Source organism: Paenibacillus sp. S29, from assembly GCF_049319765.1.
Classification (GTDB): Bacteria; Bacillota; Bacilli; order Paenibacillales; family Paenibacillaceae; genus Paenibacillus; species Paenibacillus polymyxa_B.
In genome coordinates, this window is record NZ_JBMOUI010000009.1 from 70,533 (window position 1) to 94,828 (window position 24,296).

At 47.6% G+C, this 24,296-nt stretch carries 19 protein-coding genes; 3 read left to right on the forward strand and 16 right to left on the reverse strand.

Translation table 11 applies throughout. The annotated features are described in order from the left end of the window. The first annotated feature begins 46 nt into the window (after nucleotides 1-46). Complete coding sequence (locus ACL9RM_RS16505) at nucleotides 47-778, forward strand: ZIP family metal transporter (protein WP_061828899.1); 732 nt, start codon at nucleotides 47-49, stop codon at nucleotides 776-778. 81 nt (nucleotides 779-859) lie between these two features. On the opposite strand, the gene ACL9RM_RS16510 is transcribed toward ACL9RM_RS16505, so the two are convergent. Then, complete coding sequence (locus ACL9RM_RS16510; RefSeq protein WP_250266688.1) at nucleotides 860-1,321, reverse strand: hypothetical protein; 462 nt, start codon at nucleotides 1,319-1,321, stop codon at nucleotides 860-862. A gap of 10 nt (nucleotides 1,322-1,331) precedes the next feature. Further along, nucleotides 1,332-1,886, reverse strand: a complete 555-nt coding sequence (locus ACL9RM_RS16515) for an NAD(P)H-dependent oxidoreductase (RefSeq protein WP_061828901.1) — start codon at nucleotides 1,884-1,886, stop codon at nucleotides 1,332-1,334. Between the two features lie 132 nt (nucleotides 1,887-2,018). On the opposite strand from ACL9RM_RS16515, the gene ACL9RM_RS16520 reads away from it, so the two are divergent. Continuing rightward, a complete protein-coding gene (locus ACL9RM_RS16520; RefSeq protein ID WP_025724158.1) occupies nucleotides 2,019-2,654 on the forward strand; it encodes an HlyD family secretion protein in 636 nt (211 codons plus the stop codon). 9 nt (nucleotides 2,655-2,663) lie between these two features. Next, on the forward strand, nucleotides 2,664-4,187 hold the full coding sequence (locus ACL9RM_RS16525) for a DHA2 family efflux MFS transporter permease subunit (protein WP_069290403.1): 1,524 nt from the start codon (nucleotides 2,664-2,666) through the stop codon (nucleotides 4,185-4,187). Between the two features lie 101 nt (nucleotides 4,188-4,288). On the opposite strand, the gene ACL9RM_RS16530 is transcribed toward ACL9RM_RS16525, so the two are convergent. The 14 genes from ACL9RM_RS16530 to ACL9RM_RS16595 all read right to left on the reverse strand — a co-directional run bounded on the left by ACL9RM_RS16530 (nucleotide 4,289) and on the right by ACL9RM_RS16595 (nucleotide 24,284). Beyond that, complete coding sequence (locus ACL9RM_RS16530; protein WP_414126422.1) at nucleotides 4,289-6,271, reverse strand: heavy metal translocating P-type ATPase; 1,983 nt, start codon at nucleotides 6,269-6,271, stop codon at nucleotides 4,289-4,291. 429 nt (nucleotides 6,272-6,700) lie between these two features. Next, nucleotides 6,701-8,152, reverse strand: a complete 1,452-nt coding sequence (locus ACL9RM_RS16535; RefSeq protein WP_414126407.1) for a PEP-utilizing protein — start codon at nucleotides 8,150-8,152, stop codon at nucleotides 6,701-6,703. Nucleotides 8,153-8,458: 306 nt separating this feature from the next. Then, on the reverse strand, nucleotides 8,459-10,900 hold the full coding sequence (locus ACL9RM_RS16540; RefSeq protein WP_414126408.1) for a heavy metal translocating P-type ATPase: 2,442 nt from the start codon (nucleotides 10,898-10,900) through the stop codon (nucleotides 8,459-8,461). Between the two features lie 186 nt (nucleotides 10,901-11,086). Further along, nucleotides 11,087-11,455: an ArsR/SmtB family transcription factor gene (locus ACL9RM_RS16545; RefSeq protein ID WP_007432172.1), complete on the reverse strand. Its 369-nt coding sequence runs from the start codon at nucleotides 11,453-11,455 to the stop codon at nucleotides 11,087-11,089. A 158-nt stretch (nucleotides 11,456-11,613) separates the two neighbouring features. Beyond that, the gene (locus tag ACL9RM_RS16550) at nucleotides 11,614-12,735 is read right to left on the reverse strand and encodes an NADH:flavin oxidoreductase (protein WP_250260407.1); all 1,122 of its coding nucleotides are present in this window, start codon (nucleotides 12,733-12,735) and stop codon (nucleotides 11,614-11,616) included. Between the two features lie 202 nt (nucleotides 12,736-12,937). Then, nucleotides 12,938-13,273 (reverse strand): cytochrome o ubiquinol oxidase subunit IV, encoded by a 336-nt coding sequence (gene cyoD / locus ACL9RM_RS16555; RefSeq protein ID WP_013311980.1) that lies wholly within the window; start codon nucleotides 13,271-13,273, stop codon nucleotides 12,938-12,940. Further along, nucleotides 13,274-13,882: a cytochrome o ubiquinol oxidase subunit III gene (cyoC, locus tag ACL9RM_RS16560; RefSeq protein ID WP_023990327.1), complete on the reverse strand. Its 609-nt coding sequence runs from the start codon at nucleotides 13,880-13,882 to the stop codon at nucleotides 13,274-13,276. Beyond that, the gene (locus tag ACL9RM_RS16565) at nucleotides 13,882-15,858 is read right to left on the reverse strand and encodes a cbb3-type cytochrome c oxidase subunit I (RefSeq protein WP_013311982.1); all 1,977 of its coding nucleotides are present in this window, start codon (nucleotides 15,856-15,858) and stop codon (nucleotides 13,882-13,884) included. The genes cyoC and ACL9RM_RS16565 overlap by 1 nt, the downstream gene beginning before the upstream one ends. A gap of 25 nt (nucleotides 15,859-15,883) precedes the next feature. Beyond that, complete coding sequence (gene cyoA / locus ACL9RM_RS16570) at nucleotides 15,884-16,867, reverse strand: ubiquinol oxidase subunit II (RefSeq protein ID WP_250260406.1); 984 nt, start codon at nucleotides 16,865-16,867, stop codon at nucleotides 15,884-15,886. Nucleotides 16,868-17,213: 346 nt separating this feature from the next. Further along, on the reverse strand, nucleotides 17,214-17,462 hold the full coding sequence (locus tag ACL9RM_RS16575) for a hypothetical protein (RefSeq protein WP_061828909.1): 249 nt from the start codon (nucleotides 17,460-17,462) through the stop codon (nucleotides 17,214-17,216). 223 nt (nucleotides 17,463-17,685) lie between these two features. Further along, nucleotides 17,686-19,032 (reverse strand): GH1 family beta-glucosidase, encoded by a 1,347-nt coding sequence (locus ACL9RM_RS16580; RefSeq protein ID WP_025721514.1) that lies wholly within the window; start codon nucleotides 19,030-19,032, stop codon nucleotides 17,686-17,688. Next, nucleotides 19,029-21,506, reverse strand: a complete 2,478-nt coding sequence (locus ACL9RM_RS16585) for a glycoside hydrolase family 95 protein (RefSeq protein ID WP_414126409.1) — start codon at nucleotides 21,504-21,506, stop codon at nucleotides 19,029-19,031. The genes ACL9RM_RS16580 and ACL9RM_RS16585 overlap by 4 nt, the downstream gene beginning before the upstream one ends. 106 nt (nucleotides 21,507-21,612) lie before the next feature. Then, nucleotides 21,613-23,307, reverse strand: coding sequence for an ABC transporter substrate-binding protein (locus tag ACL9RM_RS16590; RefSeq protein WP_250266695.1), 1,695 nt, complete (start codon nucleotides 23,305-23,307; stop codon nucleotides 21,613-21,615). Between the two features lie 74 nt (nucleotides 23,308-23,381). Further along, entirely contained in the window at nucleotides 23,382-24,284 is a 903-nt protein-coding gene (locus ACL9RM_RS16595) for a carbohydrate ABC transporter permease (protein ID WP_025721946.1), read from the reverse strand. Between the last annotated feature and the right edge of the window lie 12 nt (nucleotides 24,285-24,296).

Genomic DNA, 24,296 nt, shown 5'->3' on the forward strand with positions numbered 1-24,296 from the left:
AAGCGAAGTATAAAGATAAATCAGGTATGGAGGGATTATCCCGATTATGAATGACGTTTTTTTAGGTAGCTTTATTTCTGCCCTGTCCACTGGACTCGGCGCCGTGCCCATACTGTTTATGCGCAATATCACGCATCGACTTCGCGATGTTCTGTTGGCTTATGCCGCAGGAATTATGACCTCTGCATCCGTGTATAACCTCATTCCCGAAGCAATCCAGCATTCCAATTGGTTCGTGCTGACTGCGGGAATCCTGCTCGGCTGTCTCGTATTACTAGTGATGGAAATGTACATTCCCCATGCGGATTTGGAGGACCCAGACTCCAAGACCTTTCAACTGGAGTCCAAATCTTTTCTCATTATCGCAGCTATTACATTGCACAATTTGCCAGAAGGACTCTCTGTTGGGGTCAGCTATGCAAGTGAAACTCAAAATCTCGGCAATCTGATCGCCTTCTCTATCGGCCTGCAAAATGCCCCGGAAGGCTTTATCGTAGCGTTGTTCCTTGTGAATCAAAATATCGGCCGTTTCAAGGCCTTGGGCATTGCTACCCTCACCGGAGCCGTGGAAATCATTACGAGTCTGATCGGGTTTTATTTGAGTAGCTGGGTGAACGGACTGGTACCTTACGGCCTTGCTTTTGCCGCCGGAGCCATGATGTTTATTGTCTACAAGGAATTGATTCCCGAGAGTCACGGGGATGGCAACCAGCGGATCGCCACATTCTCTTTTATTCTCGGCTTAATTACGATGATTGGGCTAACCGAATGGCTATAGCCGAGCAACACAAAAAGGCTGCCTTCTGCCTGTAATTCAGACAGATAAGCAGCCTTTTTGGCATGTTCACATGGAGATACCTCATTTTTTTTGGTTCATGGAGCGCAGTGCTTCACGATACTGCTCGTCCTCACTTTTGTGAGTCTCCTTCTCTCCATTGGATATTTGGGAACGTCTATCCTTTTCTTGGTCTTTTTTGGCAAAACCACGTAAAGCCGCACGATAATCCTGATCTCCGTAAGCATCCTTGATGTTCTCGCGATCCTTTTCTACCTTCTTATCCGTCTGGATATCAGGCACCTTGTGTTGTTCCTCCGCATGATGTTCTTCGACGTCGATATCCTTATGCGGCATCTCTCGCGTAGAATCTATCCTTTCACGCACCTCGGGTTCCACCTGTACAGGATAAGGACGTTTGCTTCTTTGCCGTGACTCCTCTTCCGCGGGGCGAGTTTTGGGAGAGGATTTGCGCGTCATCTTTGTATTAAATACCAGCAAAAAAATAAAGGCAACCGCAGCTACTACGATAAAAGCAATGGTCATCGGTAGCCTCCTATTCCCTTTCAGCGCTACGGTACCGTCCCGCTATCTCAGCGACCCGTTTGCCCAAAGAACGACCTAGTGCAAGATCATCACCCGTTGGAAGATTAGGCGGACCATTGGGGTCTGTCTCCACTGGACATGTTACCCCTACGCCGTAATAGGAGCCGTATAATGCATTTTCCGTAATATTAGCGGGCAGTCCTACAATAATCATGCCTTGATGAAGCATCGGAGTAATCAAATTCAGAAGCGTAGATTCCAATCCACCATGAACGGTAGCTGTTGTGCAAAACACAGCGCCGATTTTATCTACCAGCTTGCCCTGCGCCCACAGATACCCCAGCTTATCAATCCAGCTTTTCAGACCGCTGCTGATGGTACCAAAATGGCCCGGACAACCCCATATAATGGCATCCACACTCACTAGCTCATTCACATCGGCCTCATTCACATGCTTTAACAACACTTCCGTATGCTCAAGGTGTGCTCCTTCTGCGATCGAGCGAGCGAGACGTTCGGTATGCCCATTTTCACTGTCATATACAATCATGATTCTGGTCGTCATTATGCGCATCATCCTTTGTCAGCAAAATCATCTTTTTCGCATGCGCTCTTAACCTTGCCCAAAACCCATCTGAATATTATGAATCATTTGACGCATACTTTGAAAATCCAAGAACTAGGGAGGCATGTAAACATGAATTCACGCGCCATATTAGTCAACCTGCTAGTTATTATCATTATTCTGGCAGGTGGTGGAGCCGCCGCCTATTACTACAATCAATCCGCCAACTACATAAAAACCGATAATGCCCAAGTGAGCGGACAAGCAGTTACCGTTGCCTCTCCAGGCGCTGGCAAACTCACAGGCTGGAATGCTGAAGTTGGTAAGACCTACACCGCTGGAAGCACGCTTGGTAATGTAGAAGGGGGAGGAAGCCGAATTAGCGTTACGATTCCAACCGATGGTACCATCGTACAGCAATCTGCAGTCAACAACTCGATTGTTGGGGCAGGCACACCCTTAGCGAAGGCTTTTGATCTAAATAATTTATGGATTACCGCCAATATTGACGAAACGGCTGTACAGGATCTTCAAGTAGGACAGACGGTAGATGTATATATTGATGCTTACCCGGATACGTCCCTGAGCGGTAAACTCGAAAAGATCGGCCTGGCGACCGCATCAACTTTTTCACTACTGCCCACTTCTAACACCACTGCCAACTATACCAAGGTGACACAGGTCGTGCCTGTCAATATTTCCATTCAAGGTTACAAAGGGCTGGGTATTATCCCGGGAATGAGTGCGACCATCAGAGTTCACAAGTAGGAGGCTGTCATGGATCAAAAAATGTCCGTCGGACGTATTCTGTCCGTGCTGCTGCTAGGCGCCTTCATTTCGATTTTGAATCAAACGCTGCTCAACGTGGCCATTCCACATTTGATGAATGATTTTAATGTATCTGCAACAACCGTTCAATGGCTATCCACCGGATATATGCTAACCAACGGGATTCTGATTCCTATCACTGCTTTTCTGATTGAGTCATTCGGAACACGTGCGCTATTCATCTCCGCGATGGGGTTATTTACGGCCGGGTCTGTCGTCTGTGCTACCAGTACCGGCTTTGCGCCTATGCTGGTTGGACGCGTTATTCAGGCCAGCGGAGCGGGCATTATCATGCCTGTGGTCATGAACGTGTTCCTGACTGTGTTTCCCCCCGAAAAACGAGGCGCTGCTATGGGGACCATGGGGATTGCCATGATGTTTGCCCCGGCGGTTGGACCGACTTTATCCGGTTGGATTGTGGAGCACTATAGTTGGAGACTGCTATTTTTGCTGGTGATTCCGTTGGCAATCATTGATATTCTGTTTGCCATACGCTGGCTCAAAAATGTATCCAAGCTAACGAAACCGAACTTTGATCTGTTGGGAACCATCTTTTCCACACTGGGCTTTGGCTTCCTACTGTATGGCTTTAGTTCAGCTGGAGACAAGGGCTGGGACAGCAATACGGTAATACTTACACTCGCTGCCGGGGTTGTGTTTATTGTAATGTTTATCGTGCGCGAGCTGAATATGGTACAGCCGATGCTGGAGTTCCGTGTGTTTAAATATGATATTTTTACCGTATCGACCTTAGTCGGGGCTACCGTCAACATGACGATGTTTGGCGGGATGCTGCTGCTACCGATCTATTTGCAAAATATACGCGGCTTTACGCCGCTGCAATCCGGTCTGCTGCTGTTGCCGGGTGCACTGCTGATGGGTGTGATGTCACCGATATCAGGGGCAGTATTTGACCGTATAGGCGCAAGGCCATTGGCGATCATTGGACTGATTATTACAGCAGTCACAACCTGGGAATTCAGTCTGCTGACCGATGCCACCACCTACGGACATATTATGATCATCTATACGATTCGCAGCTTCGGAATGTCATTGCTGATGATGTCCGTCCAGACGGAAGGGTTAAACCAGCTACCTGCCCATCTCGGTAGCCACGGTACAGCCATGTCCAACACAGTACGGCAAATTGCCGGGTCTATCGGTACCGCTTGGCTCATTACTGTAATGAGCAGCCGAACGACAATTCATGTAGCGGATTATGCGAATGTCGCTACCACCGCCAATGTTCCTTTAACCGAAGGGGTAGCACAGTTGGGACAAACCCTCGCGCAAACGGCGGGCATTTCAACAGAAAGTGGCTCATCGTTGGCGCTACAACAGGTGTACCGAAGTGCCGTTACAGAATCAACGATCCATGGCATTAATGATGCCTTCATCATTGCTACAGGGATTGCGCTGGCGGGGCTATTGTTTTCCTTGTTCTTACGACGATCTACGCCGCGCCGAAGATAGACGTACAGCGTTTCGAGGCTGCAAAAGAAGGAGCATTCACCCCCTTGGATTTTAAGAGGTATGAATGCTCCTTCCTGTTTGTCATCTTGTGATTATTAGTCCTATGACCGCAATAAGCGCAGGCCATTCAAAATGACCAGTATTGTGCTGCCTTCATGCCCAATAACCCCAAATGGCAAGGCTATATCCTGCACAAAGTTGCTGATCACAAGCAGGAAAATGACACTTACCGCGAAGATCATATTTTGTTTGACCACCCGCTGCGCCTTGCGCGCCAGTGCTATCGTCGGAGCGATCTCCTCGATTCCATCATTCATCAGTACCACGTCTGCGACCTCTAGCGCTGCTCCGCTGCCATGCATCCCCATGCCTAGTCCTACGGTTGCTGCTGTCAACGCAGGAGCGTCGTTCACACCGTCGCCGACCATGACGACATGCCCGTACTGCTCCCGCAGCATGCGAATATGGCTGACTTTGTCCTCCGGCATTAAGCCAGCATATACAGCGTCGACTCCAGCCTGCTCCGCGATCACAGCGGCCGTTTCTGGACGGTCTCCGGTTAGCATGACAACCCGGATACCCTGCGCTTGCAGGCGTTTCACGGACTCTTGAGCCTGCGGACGCAGCTCATCGCGTAGTGCCAGCATTCCGGCAATCCGATCATCCGCGAGGATGATGGATACGGTTTTGCCCTCAGCTTCCAGCCGGGCCCGACTCTCCATCCACTCTGGCTCTGCCAGAGGACTAGGTCCATCCAGCACATCTGTGCGACCGATTTTCCATTTCACCCCGCCTATGATGCCTTCCATCCCCCATCCAGTGAGTGCCTGTACTTGCTCAGTTGGGAGAAGCTCTCTCTGTCCCCATTCAGCTTGAGCTTTGGCTACAATCGCTCGCGCCAGCGGATGCAAAGAATAACTTTCAATTGTGGCAACAATCTGCAATAGCTCATCGGCATCGTATTCTGCGGCGGTAATCCAATCCGTGACGACAGGTGACCCCATCGTTAACGTGCCTGTTTTGTCAAAAGCAACAACAGAAGTCAATGCCATATTCTCCACATGTGCACCACCTTTGAACAGGATTCCCCGTCGGGCACGGTTGGAAATGGCCGATAGCATCACTGGCATAATGGATGACACGAGCGCACAGGGTGAGGCCACGACGAGGAACACCATAGCCTTGTAGAACGCTGCTGCCCACGTCCAGCCTAATGCTATGGGTGCACCGGCAATGACGATCAGCGTGACAGCAACAACAATTCGGGCGTACACCGATTCGAACGTTTTAATAAACCGCTGGGAATCAGGAACTTCGGTCTGAGCCTCTTCCACCATACGAATGATTTTTGAAAATAAAGTGTCCTCCGAGGACTGACTCACCTCTACATATAGCACGCCTTCTCCATTAATGGTGCCGGCATATACTTCGTCATCTTCCACCTTATTTACCGGAACAGACTCCCCGGTAATCGATGCCTGATTCACTGCCGAAACGCCCTTGGAGATTCGGCCGTCCGCCGGAATCAGTTCGCCCGGCTTCACCAGCAGCAGGTCGCCTGGCAACAGTTGCTCAATGCCGACTGTTTCCGTCCCCTCGCGAGACAAGCGCAAAGCCGTTTCCGGCTTCAACGCCATAAGCTCAGAAATATCCTTACTACTACGCTCGGTGGTATAGCTCTCCAGCGCACCGCTGAGTGCAAAAATAAAGATCAGCATGGCTCCTTCATTCCAATAGCCAATGGCCGCAGCTCCTAGGGAGGCAGCGATCATGAGCAGATTAACATCCAGATCATGTTCTCGGATCAGTGTTTCGACCCCTTCTCTGGCTTTGGACCAGCCCCCAAGGGCATAGGACACTACATACAGAATGACCGATAGCCATTGCCACCAATGGGAGACTCCCCATGCCATCAGCATCAGCAATCCACTACCTAGAGCAGCTTGCATCTCCTTATTTTTCAGCATGCTTTTAAGCTGAAATTGCGGCTTGCGATTCGGACCGGGTCGTCCGCTGCCACTGTTTTTTGAAAGGGTTCGGTTAGAGGGAGACAATGTATCTTGTAATCGTTGAGCAGCTTGCATCATGTCACGTTCCTTTCCATATTTTGTTCCTTGTACTAGCATTTCATTGAGAATGATATCCATTGTTAAGTGCCCTAAAATAGCACATGCTGCTTCGGGAAGTCCGAAGCAGCATGTTTGACAATGAGAATGATAATCATTTTTGCATCTATACAATTATTTTGGATTAGAGAAACTTTTGTTTTATTATATACCTTTTCTTTTCCACTTGTAAACCAGCAATGGCCTAAATAAAAAAAGATACCCGCGCAAACACCGCAGGTATCCTCCATATTTAAAGCATCCTATTCAGGATTTGCAAAATTCGATTCCAGTCGCTCCAAAGTGCAATATATAGACGAACTAGACCATTTCGATCTATATATTGTTCATTGAAAGTCGCTTATTGGATTTTTGCAAAATCCTCTATTCCAAGAATTCCGGTTATCTTCAGGCTAAAGGAAACTTCCACGCATGATTGTGTGCAGTTCCTGAAGTGTGCTGACGATCTGCGGGCTGTTGCAGTCCCAAACGCGCAGCCGCAAGACGTGCAGTGGGAACCGCTGTGTCCGGGCAAATGACCCCCGTCAGCTCATTCTCCCAGATCGAAATTATATCCAGATAATGGTTAATTCCATCTATTACTACCCATAAAGGAAGCTCAGGCTTTACACGTCGAACAGCTTCCATTATGCATTTTATCGTATCACTATTATTCTCATGACCATCGACACCGGATGGAATCAACTGCTCCTCAGCCCTAATGTCATCGGATGGAGTTGGTATGACTTCTAAAATGACCGTATCGGCAAAACGTGCCAGATCTGCAGCTTGAGCCACCTGCTTGATCTGCCGTGCGCTCACTTCGGACATGTTATTGGAATGGGCTGACTCCCCCGACCGTGCAGCTTGCCTGTTCCCTGTTTGGCTTACGTTAGGCACCAAAGACGGGTCAACTGTCAAAAGCACGCCTACCCGATATGGAATGCACCGAAGACGCCCGCATAAAGTCTGCTCTGCAACGCCGTCAATCCAGTCTCGCGCTGCCCGGAATTCGTCCACGTCAGCCGGATTGCGCACTATAATCTCCAGCTTGGGTTCTCCCCCCTGCCGCACGCTCCGCAACGCCGCACGCAGTAATGCCTCCAGCTGCATATCTTGCAAGCTTCCAATACCCACCGCATTGTTCTGCTCAATTAGGGCTATAGTGAGTGGTGATCCGTTCAAAGACTCGAATAAGCTTTCATATTGTGTTTCCAGCAAACTGATAATTCGGCGGGACAAATGCTCACACAATCCAGGCAGGCCAGATGCCTGGTTAAAGGTTTTGTACGTGTCAGATGCACGTGAACCGGGAATAAGGATGGGATCAGGCTCCCCGTCAGGGGCATGAATCGTCTGTCCAGACTCTGCTACGTCCAGATAGGCATAGCATAGTTTCCCTACACGGCCAGATGCCTGTGACAAGGGACCATGCAGAAGACTATAACCGTCATAACTGCCTATTTCTGATGCTGTCTCTGTGCTTATACGACTCAAACTTGCAGGAGCATCGGCATAAATCCGTATGGAGGTGCGCCTGTATTCATCGCTCCATTTTAGGAGTGTGCCCATTGCTTGCCCAATATCGTTGCCGTTATTCAGCATCGTTTCCCCAAGTAATTCCGGATTCGCAGCCATCAAAGCCTCTGCTCGACTGATTACGCCCTGCTCAGCTAAACCAACCAGCCAGCCCAACGGATCTTCCTCCTGCGTAGCAGATACTTCATGGCTGCCTGCCTTTAGCGTCTCCATAGCCAACCTCTGTGCAGCAGCCTCCATACCCGGCTCTGGAACTTTGAGATCCCGGCTATTTTTGCCACCCAACAGCTCTGCGAATACATGCATCAGTTTAGCCTCCATGCTATTAATCCATCCTTTCTTCCGTCAGCAAGTTGGCACACACGAATTCGAGTACCCCTCCAAACAAAGAAAACGCTTACCCATAATGGAGCAACCGAATCTTACATGGGCCTTACTTGTAAAGCCCCTACCTTAACGTATTAGGCACGCCACACATTTATACATTTCGGCACAACTACCCTACATCCCAAAATAAATCTCTATCCTGCTGGTACAAGACCACTCGAAAAAGGAACCTATAAGATAAACACCCCCGGTCTTCACAGGATGCCTACATCCGATGTTAACCCGGGGGTGTTTATTTTTTTACTCGTAAGAACGAACCTTCAATACACGCATCACATTCAATACGGCTAGCAATGTTACACCTACATCGGAAAATACAGCCTCCCACATCGTAGCAATACCGAATGCTCCCAGCGTAAGAAAAACCGCTTTGACACCTAGCGCAAATATAATGTTTTGCCATACGATACGACGTGTGCGCTTGGCGATATGGATCGCCGTAACCAGCCTTGAAGGCTCGTCGTTCATGATTACGATATCTGCCGCCTCAATCGCAGCATCCGATCCCAAACCGCCCATCGCTACACCGACATCTGCCAGCGCCAGTACGGGTGTATCATTAATTCCATCGCCTACGAACAAAATTTTGTCGCTCGTTTTTTTACTTGCAGACAACTGCTCGATGGCTTCGGCTTTGTGCTGAGGTAACAGTTCTGCCCGTACTTCATCCAAACCCAACTGTCGTCCTACGGCCTCGGCAACAGTCCGATTGTCACCCGTCAGCATGATGGTTTTCACCACACCCAACTTTTTCAGTGAAGCAACCGTTTGGGCTGCGTCTTCCTTAACCTCATCCGAAATCAGAATGCACCCGGCATACGTTCCGTCTACAGCCACATGTACGACCGTTCCTTCATCCAGCGTCCCTGCTTGCTGCGCCACGTTAAATGCCACATGCTCCCGCTCCATCAGCTTGGCGTTCCCGGCTGATACCAGACGACCGTCAATTTGTGCCTGAATCCCGTGACCGGATATTTCACTATATTGCTGAACCCGTTCTGCTCTGAGTTCATTACCGTAGGATTCACGCAGAGAAGCAGCAATAGGATGTGTGGAATGCAGCTCGGCCAAAGCGGCGGTTTCGAGCAAGGTTTCGTTTGTAAAATCTCCGGCAGGATAAATCCCTGTTACACGGAAAACACCTTTTGTGAGTGTGCCTGTTTTATCAAAAACAGCGTATTTCACATGATTCAGAGCTTCAAGATAGTTCCCGCCCTTGATCAGGACACCTGAACGGGAGGCTGCCCCAATTCCCCCAAAGAAGCCCAGTGGAATGGATACTACCAGCGCACAAGGACAAGAAATAACGAGGAAAACAAGCGCACGGTATACCCAATCTGCAAATTGTGCATCTGGCACAACAAGCGGTGGAACAACCGCCAACAACAGCGCTACAATAACCACTACTGGAGTATAGTATCTGGAAAATTTCGTGATAAACTTTTCAGTCGGCGCTTTTTTGGCACTCGCATTTTGCACTAATTCCAAAATTTTCGAGACCGCCGATTCACTAAATTCTTTGCTAACCTCTACCGTTAGAAGTCCGTTCGTATTGATAAATCCACTCAACACGTTGCTTCCCGGCTCTACGGTACGAGGCACGGATTCACCAGTCAACGCAGAGGTATCCACATGCGATTTACCATCTATAACTTTACCATCCAGCGGGATCTTCTCGCCCGGCTTAATTACAATCAAATCCCCAATGCGAACGTCTTCTGGGGACACTCTCCGTACGGACTCAGCCGTCTTCAGATTGGCATAGTCCGGTCTAATATCCATCAGATCACTGATGGATTTACGTGAACGGTTAACTGCAATGCCTTGAAACAGTTCTCCGATTTGATAAAAGAACATGACAGCTACGCCTTCCGGGTATTCCCCAATCGCAAATGCACCAACTGTAGCCAGCGTCATCAGGAAGTACTCGTCAAAGGCCATTCCACGTATCAAACTGCGTACAGCCTGCAAGACAACATCACCGCCAACGATGATATATGCCAGTAAAAATAGGGCCAGCTTGCCTACACCTTCGACAGGTAACCACCAGGCAACAGCCGCAACTACCGCACCAATAGCCAAACGCGCAATCATGCGGCGCATACCGTCCGTACCGTGATCATGCGTATGCCCAGCGTGGCTATCCTCTCCATGCGAATGTGAATGAGTGTGGGTGGCTTCACCATGTTCGTGCTCTGCATGGTGGTTGTGATGCTCGTGTGCATGATCCCCGTGGTCGTGTCCATCGTGCGTATGGGCTTGCTTGCCATGTGCTCCATGATGATGACCAGCGTGGCTGTGAGAAGCATGTTGCCCGACCTCGTGTGTATGCCCTTCACCTTCACTATGATGCTCATGACCGCATGCACAACCATCTGTGCAGTCTGGCTGTACTGCACCAGCATTGCTTCGGCTGTCTTCACGCAGGCGTCCACGAGCATTTTTTACAACCATTCGAACATGTGGCTCAAGTCTGTGAACCTTCCGTTCGGCTTGACGAAATATCTCTTCTTTTTGATCCGAACTTGTGGTCATCGTCAACGTTTTCGTAACAAAATTGACCGAGCAATCCATGACCCCTTCTATTTTACTGACTCCATTTTCAATCTTGAGAGCACAGTTCGCGCAATCCAAACCTTCCAAAATCCATTCATGCCGTTCCGTTCTTTTTAGAGCATCCATAGTCATTGGCCTCCAATTAACTATATATGAGCAACTGTTCATATATTATTTGTTAAGGCCATTATATTCAGGATCAGGGTCAAAAGTCAATGACTCTAGCCCTTTTTAACAAAAAAATCGACTTCAACGGACGAACGCCAAAAGAGCGCCAATCGCTTGGCGCCCTCTGTTGTTTTATCCCAAAAATTATTGATGTGATATGTGCTGATGGGTTTGCAAAAAGATCTGCTCCACATGATTATCATCCAGTGAATAAAACACCGTCTTGCCTTCTTTGCGTCGTTTGACAATACGCAGGTTGCGCAAATAACGAAGCTGGTGGGATACCGCAGATTGTCCCATGTTCAACACCTGGGTCAGATCATGAACACACAGTTCTTTTTGTGCCAGGGCATAAATCAGCTTGATTCGTGTCGGGTCACCCAGTGCTTTGAACAGCTCCGACATTTTGTAGGCGATGGAATCCTCAACAAGGGAAGATTTTATGCGCTCAATTTCCTGATCTGAACCGTGACAAGCCGGCTCGCAATCCAAAGCTTCCGTTTCAGAATTCATCCTTTTCACCCCGTGTATTTCGACTTGATGCTCCTATTATAGCAAATTCGTAGAGTTTACGAATAGCTTATATTACAGCTTGCCCTGTAACAGAAAACTTCCAAGTCTCAATGCTTGCCTAACACTATAGCTTTACACTACTTAGAGCTTTATAAAGCTTAATTCAATGTTTTTAATACTTCATCACTGTAAGGAATAATTTCATCTATTTGTTGATCACGTAACTTCACCGCAAACGCTGGATCAACCAGCAAAGCACGCCCAACCGCAACCAGATCAGCTTCCTCTCGTTCTACTTGCCCCACGAGTTGTTCTAATCTTGCCTCTACATTACTGGATTGATCGGTTTGACGATTATTATTTTCCAAATCACTCAAAAAGGCCTTCTCCAAACCAATCGAGCCCACAGTAATCACTGGCTTGCCTGTTATCTTTTTCGTCCAAGCTGCCAGGTTTAGATCAGACCCTTCAAATTCCGGTTCCCAAAAACGGCGGCTTGAGCAATGGAATACATCCACTCCGGCCTTCACTAATGGAGTGAGAAATTGTTCAAGTTCCTGTGGTGTTTGGGCCAGCTTTTCTTCATAATGGTACATCTTCCACTGGGAGAATCGCAATACAATTGGGAAATTCGGCCCTACTGCACGACGACAAGCCTCAATGACCTCCACCGCAAACCGAGTACGCTGGACCAAGTTGCCTCCGTATTTGTCGGTGCGCTTATTGGTTTTGTCCCAGAAAAATTGATCGATTAAATAGCCATGTGCTCCATGAAGCTCAATACCGTCAAAACCCACTCGCTGGGCATCGGCAGCGGCCTGTGCATAAGCTGAAATAATATCCGCAATCTCAGCCTCCGTCAATGGCTCAACCACCTTTTCGCCGGCGGGAGAGATACCGGATGGACCGACAGGCAATGCCTCGGGATTCGGTTGATTATCTGCACCTATTTTACGGGCCGTACCCACATGCCAGAGCTGCGGTATAATCTTGCCACCTACCGCATGAACCTCCTCAACTACCTTGGCCCACCCCTTTAATCCCTCACCATAAAAATTAGGAATGCTTGTGTGCTCCACAGCTGCGGGATGATTAATAGCAGTGCCCTCTGTAATAATCAATCCTACTGCATTTTCGGCACGGCGACGATAATACGCGGCCACGTCAGGCCCTGGAATACCTTGAGGAGAAAAATTCCGTGTCATTGGCGCCATAACAATCCGATTGGGAAGAGATAAATTACCTAACTTAAAAGGTTTAAACAGTAATTCTGTGTTCATTACTTTTTCCTCCGCTCTCCACTAGTATTATCGTTTTCACTCTACTGTTATACAATTCCATTTTACACATATGTAAACTTGAGTTCAAGAAGCCACAGTTTTTATTTTAATAAGCTACACAAAAAAAGAAGAAGCGGCTCTAAGTCCGCTTCTTCTTTCCTAATTCGTTTGTACTTGAGTAATTTTGCAAAAATCCTACTTATTAGTGTGCTACCATGTTGTATTCCATAATCCATACAGAACCACCAACAACGGTCAACAGGATAACTACCCCGAAAATCAAAGTCATGACATTCCAGCGTGGTCCATTGCTCTCACGAATGTGCATGAAGAAGAAAAGCTGAACCAGAAATTGTAGCACTGCCGCGGCTAAAATAACAACCATGGTCGAAGTGCGGCTCAACATATGATTCATAACCACACCGAGAGGAATGATGGTCAGTACGATGGACAGAATAAACCCGATAACATAGGATTTCACTGAACCGTGAGAATCATCATGACCATGCGAACCCGCTCCTGTTTGATGCTGTGCCATCTACATCACCCCCATCAAATAGACGACTGTCAGCAAGAAGATCCAGACAGCGTCCAAAAAGTGCCAGTACAAGCTCAATGCGGAAACTTTCCCCTTCGTCTCTGGTGTAAGCCCGCGTTTTTTCAACTGGAACATGAGTCCAATCATCCAAACCAGACCTAACGAAACGTGAAGTCCGTGCGTTCCGACTAAAGTGAAGAATGCCGACAAGAACGCACTGGTTCCAAAATTGGCTCCTTCGTGTACCAACTCAACAAACTCGTAAACCTCAAAACCGATAAAGCCAAGACCCAGGATCGCCGTCACGATTAACCAGTTAATTAATCCCTTCATGCTTCCTTTGTTCATGGCCAACACAGCCAGACCACTTGTGAAGCTGCTCGTGAGCAAGAGGAACGTTTCAATAATAACGCCCGTCATGTTAAACAGCTCTGCGCCACCCGGTCCTCCGGCTGTGTTGTTCCGAAGGACGACGAAGGTTGCGAACAAGGTACTGAACAGGATTACGTCCGTTACGAGGAAGATCCAAAAACCAAGCATCTTCAATTCTTGCGGATCGTGATGCCCGTGGTCATGATCATGGCTTTGGTGTGCTGCTGCTTGTGCCATTATACAGACCCCCTTATTGCCGCTTCCGTGCGTTTTACTTCATCCGCAGGGATATAGTAGTCGCCATCATAGGAGAAGAACGAACGGCAAATCATACAAATTGCCACACCGATCAGTCCTGGAATATAGAAGAACGACCATCCGAATACGAACCCGAAACCTGCAATGAAAAAGAATACCGACATAATGAATGGAATCGCCGAGTTCTTCGGCATATGAATCGCTTCAATTGGCGGTTGCTTTCTGAAAATACCTTTTGCACGTTTATCTTTTTCTGCCCACCAGTCATCACGTTCTTCTACTTGTGGAATGGTAGCAAAATTGTACTCCGGTGCAGGTGAAGGAATCGACCATTCCAACGTATGGCCACCCCAAGGATCGCCTGTTGTATCCTTCAGCTTACGGTAATTCTTGATGCCCAGAAGAATTTGAAGAACCTGGAACAAGAAACCAATCCCCATCAAGAATGCCCCAACGGTCGAAACGAGGTTAAGCGGCTGCCAGCCGGTATCCCAGCCGTAAGTGCTCAGACGACGCGTCATACCCATCAGACCGAGAGAATATTGCGGAATAAAACATACATAGAAACCGATGTTCCAGAACCAGAAAGCCCATTTACCAGGCGTTTCAGGCAATGTGAAACCGAACATTTTAGGCCACCAATAGTACAGACCTGCCAAGTAACCGAACACTACACCACCAATCAGAGCGGAGTGAAAGTGAGCGATCAGGAAGTAACTGTTATGGAACTGGAAGTCAGCAGGCGCTACAGACAACATGACGCCTGTCAAACCAGCAATCAAGAAGTTCGGAATAAAAGCAATTGACCACATCATAGGAGTCTTGAATGTAATCTTACCCCGATACATCGTGAACAGCCAGTTAAATACTTTAACCCCTGTCGGTATTGCGATAACCATCGTCGAAATCGCAAAGAATGCATTAACATCTGCGCCTGATCCCATCGTGAAGAAGTGATGCGCCCAGGTGAAGAAGGACAAGATCGCAATAATGAACATGGCGTAAACCATGGACTTGTATCCAAACAATTTCTTTTTGGAGAATACGCTGATAACCTCGGAATAAATACCGAAGGCAGGCAAAACTACAATGTATACCTCAGGGTGACCCCACATCCAGATCAAGTTGATATACATCATTGGGTTACCGCCGAAATCAAGCGTAAAGAAGTGTCCTCCTCCGAAGCGGTCAAGGAACAGCAATGCCAAAGTAACCGTCAGAATCGGGAATGCGAAAATGATAATAACACATGACGAAAATACGGACCACGTAAAGACAGGCATTTTCATCCAAGTCATACCAGGTGCACGCATTTTAATAATGGTCACAATAAAGTTGATCCCCGTAGCCAATGAACCTATACCCGAAATCTGAATACCCCAGATATAGAAGTTCTGACCGACGCCTGGACTAAATTGCAGTTCTGAAAGCGGTGGATAACTCAACCAACCTGCATCTGGCGAACCGCCGATAACGAAGGACAGGTTGAACAACATCGCTCCCATAAAGAAAAGCCAGAAGCTTAATGCGTTCAGGAAAGGGAACGCAACGTCGCGCGCACCAATTTGAAGTGGTACGGCAATGTTAAACAAACCAAACATCAACGGCATCGCCATAAACAGGATCATGATCGTGCCATGTGTTGTGAAAATCTGGTTGTAATGCTCAGGATGCAGTAGTGTAACATCTGGTGTAGCCAGTTGAACACGCATCAATAATGCATCCACGCCTCCGCGGAATAACATCAAGATGGCCGCAAGAATATACATAATACCGACTTTTTTATGGTCAACAGTAGTCAACCAGTTTTTCCAAAGCCAGCCCCATTTTTTGAAATAAGTGAGCACAAACACGATCCCGATCGTCGCTAATGCGATGGAGACGTCCGCTCCATAGATCATTGGGTCTCCAGTAACGAAGAAAGTGGATGCAAACTCTTTTATTTTGTCAAGCATTGGGGGCCTCCTTCCCTATAATCATTTAATTGTGTCCGCTCATATTCATATGACTCATGTCCATTGCCGCATGATCTTCTATGCCGGACTGAGAAGAACCTTCTGTGGATGTAGCTTCACCATGTCCAGCATGTGGGTTAGAAGCACCCTCCACTACATACTTGTTAACAATGTCTTTGAACAAGCCATCTGGAATCGAAGAATACTCATCAGGCTGGGACAAACCTGGTTTTGCAAGCGCCAAATAGCCGTCTTTCGTCAGCGGCTTAGACTGCTTTTTGATGTCAGCGACCCAGTTTTTATACTCTTCATCCGACTGGACTTCTACATCAAAACGCATTTGTCCAAAATGCTCACCGCTAAAGTTTGCACCCGAACCAAAGTAAGTTCCTTCGTGATCGGCCTGCAAATGCAGTTTCATAGCCATGCCTGACATGGTGTAGATTTGTCCGCCCAATTGCGGAATCCAGAATGAGTTCATCGGGGCGTCAGCAGTCAGTTCAAAACGGACTGGAACACCTTTAGGAATGTGAACTTGGTTAACTGTAGCTATACCTTCCTCTGGGTACATAAAGAGCCATTTCCAGTCCAGTGAAGTCACTTGAATGGTTACTGGCTTTTGCGTACTTGCCAACGGCTTGGAAGGCTCCAGCAAGTAGGTATATCTTGCAGTAATGACAGCAATAATACAGATAACGATAATTGGAATAGCCCACCATGTGGTCTCCAGCTTTTTGCTGTCATCCCAGTGGGGTTGATACTTCACCTTGTTTGTCGGTGTATCACGATACCGCCAAATGATGAAGAAAGTCAAAATCATGACCGGTACAATTATTAGCGCAGACAATGCCGTTGTAAGAATGATCAGCTCTTTTTGTGCTTGCCCAACGGGTCCTTTCGGATCGAAAACAACGTATTTTCCGCCAGCATAAAAACACGTCCAAATGAGCAATGCTACCGTGAGCACGGTCAAAACCAACGCAATAATCGCTTTTGGTTTTTTGTTCATGTTGTTCCCCTCTCCTTAAATAATAAATTACTCAAAACTTTACGAACTCCTGTAATGTTGCCCCTATATAAGATAGCAGAAAAGTGGCCACTTTTTTTATTGTTAACAGAATTGTCGATTATTTGTCCGTTTTTTGTGAAAAACATCTCTAAAAATAAAATTTCTCTTGCAAATTCAAAATTTCTTATTAATACAAAGATGACATAATAAAAACGTTATTTGTGTATCTTAAAGAAGTTATATTAAAGAAAAAAGCGGGACTCCTTACAGTTATCATCCTACACTGCTCGAAGCCCCACATTGTTGTTTTCGGCATATCTTTGCTTTAAATCATTTTTAAATTGTATTAACTGCGGCCGTTTTCCTGGTCTTCCTTCTTGCGTGCAATGACAAATGATTTCCCAACTAGAAAAATAAAAATCCCGGCAACAACGCAGCCAATGCCTGTCATTAAATATATATTCCGATCAGTTAAATTACCTATATCAAGCAAAATAAGGATAATACCTGCAATACAGGCGATCCAAGCGATAACAGATACCGTCCGGCTCATTTGCCCGTCAGTTGATCCTGATTTCCTAAAATTTGCAGCCATACCCTCCACTCCCTTCGGTCTAAAATAATTTTTAGCGCCCTCGTCCGGTATTTTTGTCAGTATGCACATATCTTGCTTCTTTATTCTCTTGGTCTCTACATACCTGAAACAACCCTCTGCATATCTTGACTATTATTACCCCGGAAGACCCAGTGTTCAAACAAAAGGGAGCAGAGACAGGCCTAAATCTGCCTTATTTTCAAAACATCTCTTCGTTTATCGTTTAACGTCTGGTCTCCAACCAGTTATTACTTACTACATTTCGATACCAATAGTAACTTTCCTTCGGGGTGCGGACCTGTGTGCGGAAATCGACATGAATCATGCCAAATCTCATATTATATCCCTCTGCCCACTCAAAATTGTCCATAAGTGACCATGCCATATATCCTTTGACATGAAGGCCGTCATGAATAGCCCGGTGTACCTGCACCAAATGCTGCTGCATATACGAAATACGACGGTCATCCTGAACCTTGCCATTCACGACATCATCGTTGATGCAAGCCCCATTCTCTGTGATATAAATATCGAGGTTACCGTATTTTTGCAAATAATGCAGTACCTCGTACAGCCCACGCGACTCCACTGGCCAACCGATATCCGTTACAGGTAGCCCCATATTGATTTCTTCAGATTGAAGAAACCCGGCTTCAGGATTAAAACGATTAACTGACATAGCATAGTAATTGATACCGATCATATCAATAGGCTCTCCGATAATATCCATATCCCCATCCTGAATAGGCACGGTGGCTCCCTGCTCCGCAAACCAGTCTACCAAAAACTGAGGATACGAGCCTTGATAAATAGGTTGAAGAAACCAGTCACTGTGCAGGGAAATGGTGCGCGCACAAGCGGCTTTATCTTCCTCAGATGTGCTGTAAGGAACAGCCCAGGAGACATTGGGAGCGATACCGATCTGGCCACTGGTGCCCAGCTCGCGAAAACGGCGCACAGAGAGACCATGCGCAACTAGCAAATGATGTCCTACATCAATGGCTGTCTGAAGATTTGTCAGACCCGGGGCATGAACACCCAGCATATTAGATAAAAAGGCGATGCACCATGGTTCATTGAATGTTAGCCAATGGTGTATTTTACCGTGAAACTCGCGGAACATCGTTTCTGCAAACTGGACAAACGCTTGAATCGTGCGACGATTCTCCCATCCTCCAGCATCCTGAAGCGCTTGAGGCAGATCCCAATGGTACAGTGTACAAAACGGTTCAATCCCATTTTCGTTCAACAAATCGACTACGCGATGATAATAGTCCAATCCTTCTTGATTGACTTCACCGTCACCATTGGGAAATATACGCGGCCAGGACACTGAAAAACGGTATGTACGAATGCCCAGTTCCTTCATTAGGCGGATATCTTCCTCGTAGCGATGATAGCTGTCACAAGCTACATTGCCGTTATCACCGTTGAATACTTTGCCAGGCGTATGGGCAAAGGTATCCCAGATCGACAAACCTCTCCCATCCTCCTCATAAGCTCCCTCGATTTGATAGGCTGCCGTCGCGGTCCCCCACATAAAGTCCTGCGGAAATTGAAAAATGGTCATATTGTCTCTTCCTCTCCTTCAATTATAATCGTATGTTGGTTCGTTATTTCCTGCTCTTTGGTAAAAATCCATGACAAAATAAATCCTCCATGCTCAGGATCAGGCAGAGCCTGACGAGCATCTGCGCTAAACGGATGTGAATAGCGAATCGTGCAGCTACCCGTCGGGACAGACGCGGTCAATTCAGCACGGACGAGCCTGGAACCAGACCATTCCATGCCGACCGTCATCCCGCCATGCCCCATCAATCCACTGACCCGTCCCTCCGACCATGCCGTTGGCAAGGCAGGCAGTAACGTCAGCTCTCCCGGACGGCTTTGTAGCAGCATTTCTGCAATCCCCGCCGTCGCACCAAAATTACCGTCGATCTGAAAAGGCGGGTGAGCGTCGAATAAATTAGGATAGGTCGATCGCGACAGCAACGTGCGAACATACCGATGTGCGGCGTCGCCATCTTCCAGCCGAGCGTACAGGTTAATCAACCAGGCACAGCTCCATCCGGTATGCCCACCACCGTGATCAAGCCGTCGACGCAGCGATATGCGGGCTGCCTCAGCCAGCTCCGGGGTATCACGGATGTGAATTTGTCGACCGGGATATAACCCATATAGATGCGAAACATGTCGATGCCCAGGCTCCGCTTCCTCAAAATCGACAAACCATTCCTGTAACTGACCGTGACGGCCAATTTGATAGGGCATCAACCTGTCCCGTGTCTCCTCGCAGCGGGTGCGGAACTCATCGTCTAATTCCAGCAGGCCCGCAGCTTGAATGCAGTTATCCAACAGCTCCCGAATCAGCGTCATATCCATGGTGGAGCCCATAGATATACTGCAATCCTCGCCGTCCGGCGTTTTGAATTTATTTTCTGGTGATGTAGATGGGGACGTCACAAGCCGACCCCCCGGGCCTTCCACGAGCCAGTCCATGCAAAAGGCTGCCGCCCCCTTCATGAGGGGATAAGCTTGTTCTGCCAAATAGGCTGTATCCAGGGTAAACAGATAGCGCTCCCATAGGTGAGCAGTTAGCCATACACCCCCAAGCGGCCAAAACGCCCAACTGGCATGGTCTCCTGAAGGTCCGGCGTATCTCCACACATCTACATTGTGATGAGCTGCCCACCCTTGAGCACCATAATGGATGGAGGCTACCCTCCGTCCCGTACGAGCCACTTCTCCAATCATGTGCAGCAATGGTTCATGGCACTCGGCAAGATTGCATACCTCTGCGGGCCAATAGTTCATCTGCGTATTGATATTGGTTGTATAATTACTGTTCCACGGCGGCTGCACCCGGTCATTCCAGATGCCCTGAAGATTTGCGGGCTGACTCCCCGGACGCGAGCTGCCCATGAGCAAATAACGGCCATACTGAAATAACAGTACCTCCAGCCCCGGGTCGGCCTGACCTTTCTGATAACGTTCCAATCGCAGATCGGTCGGTAGAACGGACTCGTCGGTTAGAGTATCACCTCCCAGTTCTAATGCAACGCGGTCAAACAGCTTTCGATGATCCTGTTCATGGCGTTGCCGCACCTGCTCACTTCCCAGCGAAATTGCTTTGTCTAAAGTGACTTGACATGCTTCTACTGACTCTGTTGCATCACTATTCGGCATAACGTGGAATCCCCGAAATCCGGTAGCTGCTGCCAAATATACCGTGATTTTATCCGCGCCCGAGATGATCAGTGCTCCATCAGCACCCTTCGTCAAGGTTCCTCCCTCAGGAATAACCCTCGCCTGAACTGCAAAAGCCATCCCCAAATCATTTTCATAAACGACAGACTGTGGATGATCACCGTGATAATTAGATTCCACATGACTGGGCGCTCGCCCAGTCAACGTAATAAAGTCCCTGATCGGCTCATCGGATGGACCGCCATTATCGCTATCCCATTTGGATGAATCACCAAAATGTGCATCCTCTCCAACCTCGTCTTCACAAGGATGGGGGGAAGTGATGCGCACAGATGCATGGATCTTCCCAAGCTTATTCGCAGTCAGTGACACCATCATGATTCCATCTGGCGCACTGGCGATAACTTCACGAGTATAGCGGACTCCATCACTTTGAAAAGTGACCGCTGCCGTTCCGGTCAGCAAATCCAGTTCCCGTTCATAATGCACAATTTCCCCTAGGCCCTCCTGCGTAATCCACAAATCTCCCAAAGGCTGATAGGCTTCCGTATCGCGACCTAGCATATCCGCATTAATCAGTTGTTCCGCTTCCTTGTATTTTCCATCTGCAATCAGCTTTCTGACAGGCTGCAAATATCGCAAAGCATCATACTGAACGCCGTCTCTGGGAAACCCGGACCAGAGCGTATCCTCGTTTAATTGCAAATGCTCCTCTCTGATTCCGCCAAACACCATAGCTCCCAGTCTTCCATTGCCGACTGGCAATGCTTCCTCCCATACCTCAGCAGGCTGGCGATACCATAAACGCAGGGACTGTGGTCTTTTGCCTTTCGTCACATCAAACCCTCCCCCATCAAGATGAAACAGAGCGCTAATCCTGTATGGACCATAAGGACAAGCGCTCTGTCATTCCGGCATTCAAAATTTCGTTAAAAGCAGTCAGCTATTTAGAAGCCTTACCGCTCCATAACTCCACTCTGTCCTTCACCAGTTGCGTGTACTGCTGTTCCATTTGGACAGCTCCGGCGGCATCCAGTTCTTTAATCATGTTGTCGTATACCGTATCAAAATTGGAAGCTGGTGCTAAAATAGCTTCGGGTATACGTTTGCGGATAATGTCTGTCGTTTTTTTGAATGTAACGTTATAGTTGGATTCATTGTCTGTTGTCAGGTTATAGGCTGCGCCCCAAGGCTTTACATCAAATTCTTTCTTGTCCGGGAACAGATCTTTCCACGTTTTTACGCCATACGCTTTAAGCGATTCTTTCTCTGGCTTCGAATAAGCCGCGATAATTTGCTCCGGGAATTTGGCAGTATAGTAGTTGCCTGTAGGGTCCTTCACGCCGTCACCATAGTGTCCGCTGATGAGCGTGTACAAATCTATACCCGTAGATTTATTGAAGTTGGTTGTATTGTTCGTTTTTTGCTCCAGTACATCAGCTGGAATGACGCGTTTGCCGTCTTTGATCTCATAATGCTTGCCCTCGATCCCCCAGTTCACTAGCACCTGTCCTTCATCGGAAGCTAAATAATCAAGGAATTTAATAGCCCGCACCGGGTCCTTGCAATTTTCCGTAATCCCTACACCATAACCGGACGCGAAGCCCGTATCCTGAAAGGAGCTATCCTTGTATTTCTCCGAAAGTGTAACTGGAAAATGCGCGTAGCTGGAATCGGCCTTGCCTGAAGCTTTTAACGCATTTTCGGCATCCTGATACCCCCACTCCTGATCAATCAGACCAAGGACACGGCCGCTGGCAATTTTGGATTTGTATTGATCACTTTTTTGCACAAACGAATCTTTATCGAGCAGCCCTTCATTATACATGTGGTTCAACCAACGGAAATATTCCTTTTCTTCAGGACGTTTGTAATGAAGCTTCGCTTCAAATGTTGTGGGATCAATAAAATATTCACCATCATCTGGCGCTCCAGTCGTCTGGAAGGCAGGATTCGTTACGGTAATCATAATTCTCCAGTCGTCTGCATCCAGCGTGAGTGGGATCGTTTTTTTGCCATTGATCGTTGGGTGCTTGGCTGTATAGGTTTTGAGTACGTTTTCATAATCCTGTAGCGTTCTTACCTTTGGATATCCTAACTCCTTGAGCACCTTATGCTGAATTTCAAATCCGCCCGTCGCGTCAAAACTCTCCTGTCCCACACCTGCATATGTAGGAAGGACATAGATGGATTGATCTTTATTACTGTATTTCAAACGATCCATATAGGGTCCATATAGCTTTTTGAGATTGGGTGCGTGATCGTTGATCAGATCTGTCAGATCAATCATGGCCCCCGCATCCACAAGCTTGTTAATATTCGCTTTAGGAGAAACCAAGTCCGGGTATTCTCCACTTGCTGCCATCAAAGCAATTCGGTCATCTCCACCTCCGCCGCTGACATCAAATTCCGCATTCAAGGTTACACCTGTTTTCTTGGTGATTTCCTTGCCTATTTCATCCTTCATTCCATTCCATTGCGGGCTTGTATCTGCTCCGAAGAAGCTAAACGTAATCGGGTCTGTACCGCTGGATGTGCCCTCCTTCGCTGCTTTATCGCTTCTCCCACAACCTGCGAGTGCGGTAAGTGACACCGCGAGCAAGGGAATCAGTGCTAATCTGGACCAGTGTTTGTTCATATATAAATCCTCCTATATTCCTATGATGACTTCTCCTGCAAATAACTGCTATTTCACTACCGGGATCCCGTTTTTTATGATTTCACTGCTCCCAGCGTCATACCGCCTACAAAATATTTTTGCAAGAACGGATACACCATCAGGATGGGGAGCGTAACCGTAATCGTGATTGCCATTTTAATCGACTCTGGTGAAATTTGAGCCATTTGCTTAGCCATATCGTTACTATTCGTCATACTGGAGCCGCCTTGCTGCGTACTTTGCAGTATCTTCATCAGCTCATACTGTAGCGTCGTCCATTGCGGCGCCCCACCATTATACAAATACGTATCAAACCAAGCATTCCACTGACCTACTGCCAGAAAAAGAGCAATCGTTGCCAATACTGGTTTGCACAGCGGCAAAATAATCTTCCAGTAAATCGTAAAATCATTCGCCCCATCGAGTTTGGCAGACTCCTGCAGCGCATACGGCAAACCGTCCATAAAGGAACGAATAACAAACACGTTAAATGCGCTAATTAAGCCTGGGAAAATGTACACCCAAAACGAACCCAGCAGATGCAGATCCCGCATCAAAATAAACACGGGCACCATCCCGCCGGAAAAATACATCGTCAACGCCAAAAACGTAGAAATAAACTTACGAGCGCGAAACTCGACCCGACTCAATGTAAAAGCAAGCATAGACGCGCAGATCAATCCGAGTACCGTCCCAACCAAAGTACGAAGAATAGATATTTGCAGTCCCTGAAGAAGGCCATCGTACTGGAAAATCGTTTTGTAATTTTCGAGCGTAAATTGGCGGGGCCATATATAAATACCGCCGCGAACCGTGTCCGTTGAATTGTTCAGGGAAATCGCAAGTACGTTCAGAAACGGGTACAGCGTCAACACCACGATCAGAGCCATGAGGATATAGTTGAACAGATCAAACAGCTTCTCAGATCGGGTAGCATTAAATGCCTTATTCGTCATTTCGCCTCTCCC

Bases quoted from the DNA above. Each gene is read 5' to 3' on its own strand.
- ACL9RM_RS16575 (WP_061828909.1), bottom strand. From the start codon at position 17,462: ATGGCTGCAAATTTTAGGAAATCAGGATCAACTGACGGGCAAATGAGC.
- cyoC (WP_023990327.1), bottom strand. From the start codon at position 13,882: ATGGCACAAGCAGCAGCACACCAAAGCCATGATCATGACCACGGGCAT.
- ACL9RM_RS16540 (WP_414126408.1), bottom strand. From the start codon at position 10,900: ATGGATGCTCTAAAAAGAACGGAACGGCATGAATGGATTTTGGAAGGT.
- ACL9RM_RS16505 (WP_061828899.1), top strand. From the start codon at position 47: ATGAATGACGTTTTTTTAGGTAGCTTTATTTCTGCCCTGTCCACTGGA.
- ACL9RM_RS16515 (WP_061828901.1), bottom strand. From the start codon at position 1,886: ATGACGACCAGAATCATGATTGTATATGACAGTGAAAATGGGCATACC.
- ACL9RM_RS16565 (WP_013311982.1), bottom strand. From the start codon at position 15,858: ATGCTTGACAAAATAAAAGAGTTTGCATCCACTTTCTTCGTTACTGGA.
- ACL9RM_RS16525 (WP_069290403.1), top strand. From the start codon at position 2,664: ATGGATCAAAAAATGTCCGTCGGACGTATTCTGTCCGTGCTGCTGCTA.
- ACL9RM_RS16510 (WP_250266688.1), bottom strand. From the start codon at position 1,321: ATGACCATTGCTTTTATCGTAGTAGCTGCGGTTGCCTTTATTTTTTTG.
- ACL9RM_RS16530 (WP_414126422.1), bottom strand. From the start codon at position 6,271: ATGCAAGCTGCTCAACGATTACAAGATACATTGTCTCCCTCTAACCGA.
- ACL9RM_RS16550 (WP_250260407.1), bottom strand. From the start codon at position 12,735: ATGAACACAGAATTACTGTTTAAACCTTTTAAGTTAGGTAATTTATCT.
- cyoD (WP_013311980.1), bottom strand. From the start codon at position 13,273: ATGGCACAGCATCAAACAGGAGCGGGTTCGCATGGTCATGATGATTCT.
- ACL9RM_RS16580 (WP_025721514.1), bottom strand. From the start codon at position 19,032: ATGACCATTTTTCAATTTCCGCAGGACTTTATGTGGGGGACCGCGACG.
- cyoA (WP_250260406.1), bottom strand. From the start codon at position 16,867: ATGAACAAAAAACCAAAAGCGATTATTGCGTTGGTTTTGACCGTGCTC.
- ACL9RM_RS16545 (WP_007432172.1), bottom strand. From the start codon at position 11,455: ATGAATTCTGAAACGGAAGCTTTGGATTGCGAGCCGGCTTGTCACGGT.
- ACL9RM_RS16535 (WP_414126407.1), bottom strand. From the start codon at position 8,152: ATGGAGGCTAAACTGATGCATGTATTCGCAGAGCTGTTGGGTGGCAAA.
- ACL9RM_RS16595 (WP_025721946.1), bottom strand. From the start codon at position 24,284: ATGACGAATAAGGCATTTAATGCTACCCGATCTGAGAAGCTGTTTGAT.
- ACL9RM_RS16590 (WP_250266695.1), bottom strand. From the start codon at position 23,307: ATGAACAAACACTGGTCCAGATTAGCACTGATTCCCTTGCTCGCGGTG.
- ACL9RM_RS16520 (WP_025724158.1), top strand. From the start codon at position 2,019: ATGAATTCACGCGCCATATTAGTCAACCTGCTAGTTATTATCATTATT.